This window comes from Streptomyces sp. NPDC053673 (assembly GCF_055585225.1).
Map to the genome: position 1 here is coordinate 1 of NZ_JBVJKN010000076.1, position 4026 is coordinate 4026.

Consider the following 4026-nt stretch of genomic DNA (forward strand, 5'->3'; position numbering starts at 1 on the left):
CCCATCACCGCACCCGGACGCACACCCGCAGCCCGCCACACCTCCGCCAGCGACACCATCACCGCAAACAGCGCAGGCTGCACCACATCCACCCGCTCCAACGACGGCGCGCCATCGACGCCGCGCAGCACATCGCGCAGCGACCAGTCCGTAAACGGCTCCAGCGCCTTCGCACACTCATCCACCCGGGCAGCGAACACCGGTGAAGCGTCCAACAACGCATCGGCCATGCCCACCCATTGCGACCCCTGTCCCGGGAACACGAACGCCGTCCTGCCCCCGACTGCCGACCCCTGAACCAGTAGGGGTGACGTGTCCCCGTGCGCCAGAGCGGTCAGCACTCCGACGAAGTCGGTACGGTCCCGGCCGATCAGCACAGCGCGCTGGTCGAGCGCGGTACGGGTCGTGGCCAGGGAGTGAGCGACATCGACAAGCCGCAGGTCAGGGCGGGTGGTCAGGCGGGCCAGCAGGCGTTCGGCCTGGCCGCGCAGTGCCTTCTCGCTCTTGGCCGTCAGCGTCCAGGGCAGCGCGGCGGGCCGGTCGGACGCCGACCCGTCCGGGGCCGAACTGATCAGTAGGGGTGTGGCCGGCGGCTCAGGGGTCTCCCCGTCCTCGGACCCCTGCACGGGCGGGGCCTGCTCGATGATGGCATGCGCGTTGGTGCCGCTGAAGCCGAACGACGACACACCCGCACGCCAGGGACGGTCCGTCTCGGGCCATGCCGTCCGCTCGGTCAGCAGGGCGACCTCGCCCGCGCTCCAGTCGACGTGGGGGGTGGGCTCCAGGATGTGCAGGGTCTGCGGCAGCACACCGTGCTGCATGGCGAGCACCATCTTCATGACACCCGCGACGCCTGCAGCTGCCTGGGCATGGCCGATGTTGGACTTGATCGAGCCGAGCAGCAGCGGCCGGCCGGGCGGGCGCTCCTGGCCGTAGGTGGCGAGCAGCGCCTGCGCCTCGATCGGGTCACCGAGCGTCGTCCCCGTACCGTGCGCCTCCACGACATCCACATCGGCGGCCGAGAGGCGGGCGTTGGCAAGGGCCTGTCGGATCACACGCTGCTGCGACGGACCGTTCGGAGCAGTCAGACCGTTGCTCGCACCGTCCTGATTGATCGCCGAGCCACGCACCACCGCCAGCACCGGGTGGCCCTTGGCCCGCGCGTCCGACAGCCGCTCGACCAGCAGCATGCCCACGCCCTCGGCCGGACTGAATCCGTCGGCGTCGGAGGAGAATGCCTTGCAGCGGCCGTCCGTGGACAGCCCGCGCTGGCGGCTGAACTCGATGAAGGTGCCGGGCGTCGACATGACCGTCACACCGCCCGCAAGAGCCAGCGAGCATTCTCCACTTCGCAGTGCCTGTACGGCCAGGTGCAGGGCCACGAGCGAAGCCGAGCAGGCGGTGTCGACGGTGACGGCCGGGCCTTCCAGACCGAAGGTGTAGGAGAGCCGGCCGGAGACGACGCTGCCCGCGCTTCCGGTGGCCAGGTGGCCTTCGAGGCCGTCCATCGCGGCGCGCACGACGTTGGAGTAGTCGGCGCCGTTGGAGCCGACGAAGACGCCGGACTGGCTGCCGCGCAGGGTCTCCGGGTCGATGCCCGCCCGCTCGAACGCCTCCCACGACGTCTCCAGCAGCAGCCGCTGCTGCGGGTCCATGGCGAGGGCCTCGCGCGGCGAGATCCCGAAGAACGCCGCGTCGAAGGATGCGGCGTCGGACAGGAAGCCGCCCTCACGCGTGTACGAGGTGCCCTGCGCGTTGGGGTCGGGGTCGTACAGCGCCTCGACGTCCCAACCGCGGTCGAGGGGGAACTGCGAGAGTCCGTCACCGCCGGAGGTGAGCAGCTGCCACAGCTCCTCGGGGTTGCGGACCCCGCCCGGAAAGCGGCAGCTCATCGCGACGATGGCGATCGGCTCGGTGTCGGAGACCGCGGCCGTGGGCGCCAAGGCGGCAGCCGCCGCGCCCTGCCCGAAGAACTCGGCCCGCAAATGCCGGGCGAGAACGGTGGGCGTCGGGTGGTCGAAGACGAGGGTGGGCGGCAGTTTGAGACCACTGGCCGCGCCGAGGCGGTTGCGGAGTTCGACCGAGGTGAGCGAGTCGAAGCCGAGCTCCTTGAACGCCCTGCCCGCCTCGACCGCGTCGGGCCCCGCGTAGCCGAGGACGGCGGCGACTGCCGTACGGACCAGTTCGAGCAGCAGCCGCTCCTGTTCGGCCTCGGGCTGCCCGGCGAGTTGCTGGGCGAGCTCGGCGGCGCTGCCGGTGTCCTCGGCGGCGTCCGTTTGAGTGCTCTCCATCGCTTCCTGCGCCTCGGGCAGGTCGTGCAGCAGCGGCCGGGCGCGGCCCGAAGTGAAGGCCAGGACGAAGCGCTTCCACTCCATGTCGGCGATGGTCAGCGTGGTCTCGTCGCGGTCCAGTGCGTGCTGGAGCGCGGAGACGGCACGCTCGGGCGACATTTCGATGACGCCGTGGCGGCGCATCCGGTCGCCCACTGCGCCCTCGGCCATGCCGCCGTCGCCCCAGGGGCCCCAGGCGAGGGACGTGGCGGGAAGGCCCGCGGCCCTGCGGTACTCGGCGAAGGCGTCGAGGAAGGCGTTGCCCGGGGCGTAGTTGCCCTGCCCCGGGGCGCCGAAGGTGGCGGCGAAGGAGGAGAAGAGCACGAACGCCGACAGGTCGAGATCGCGCGTCAGCTCGTGCAGGTGGAGCGTCGCGTCGACCTTGACGCGCAGCACCCGCTCGATCTGCTCGGGGGTGAGCGCCTCGATGACGCCGTCGTCGAGGACGGCTGCCGTGTGCACGACGGCTGTCAGCGGCTGGTCGGCGGGAACGCCCTCGATGAGCACGGCCACGGCGTCGCGGTCACTGACATCGCAGGCGGCGATGGTGACCTGGGTTCCGAGCGCGGTCAGTTCGTCGCGCAGTGCGGCCGCGCCGGGCGCGTCGATGCCCCGGCGGCTGGTGAGCAGCAGGTGCTCGGCACCGTTCTCGGCGAGCCAGCGGGCGACATGCGCACCGAGCGCCCCTGTGCCGCCGGTGACCAACGTCGTGCCTTCGGGACGCCATTCCCGTACCGCGGGCGTCTCCGTGAGACGGGCACGTACGAGTCGGCGTACGTAGAGTCCGGAGGCGCGCAGCGCCACCTGGTCCTCTGCACCGTCACCGGCCAGCACGCCCGCGAGCCGGGCCAGCGCCCGGTCGTCCACGGCATCCGTGCCGGGGAGGTCGATCAGACCGCCCCAGCGCTCGCCGTGCTCCAGCGCGGTCACCCGGCCGAGGCCCCAGACGGCTGCCTGTGCCGGGTCCGTCAGCTGCTCGGAGCGGGCGGTGGCGACGGCGCCGCGGGTGACGCACCACAGGGGCGCGGTCACGTCGGCGTCGCCGAGGGCCTGGACGAGGGAGAGCGTGGCGATCACACCGCCGGGCGCGGACCGGCTGAACGGCTCTGCGGTCCCGGCGGGGGTCAGCAGGGACAGGACACCCGATACGGCGGGGCCGTCGGCGAGGGCCGCGCGGATCCGCTCGGCGAGCTCGGCCCGCGCGTCGTCGTCACGGGCGACAGCGATCTGCCGTACGTCGGCGCCGTGTTCACCGAGCGTACTCAGGGCAGCATCGACCCACTCGTCGGCCGGGCCGGTCACCGTCTCGGGAACGACAACCAGCCAGGTGCCCGACAGGCGGGAGGTGGCGGGCTCGGGCGCGGGCTTCCAGGTGACGCGGTAGCGCCAGCCGTCCACGGTGGACTGCTCACGGCTCTGCCGGCGCCACGAGGAGAGGGCAGGCAGCAGCGCGGTCAGCGTCTCGTCCTCGTCGACGTCCAACTCGGCCGTGAGCGCGGCGACATCCTGGCGTTCGACGGCTTCCCAGAAGCGGGCCTCGACGGTGTCGACCGGAGTGGCAGCGGTGGCGTCTTCGGAAGTGCCGCTTTCGAGCCAGTAGTGCTCGTGCTGGAAGGCGTAGGTGGGCAGATCCACCCGCTGCGCTCCCGTACCGGCGAACACCGCGTCCCAGTCCACCTGCACACCACGGACATAC

At 72.0% G+C, this 4026-nt stretch carries 1 protein-coding gene; it reads right to left on the reverse strand.

The window, feature by feature from the left end:
- Nucleotides 1-4026 (reverse strand): SDR family NAD(P)-dependent oxidoreductase (locus ACZ6ZQ_RS38295; RefSeq protein ID WP_469773158.1); only part of this gene is annotated, 4026 nt, incomplete at both ends.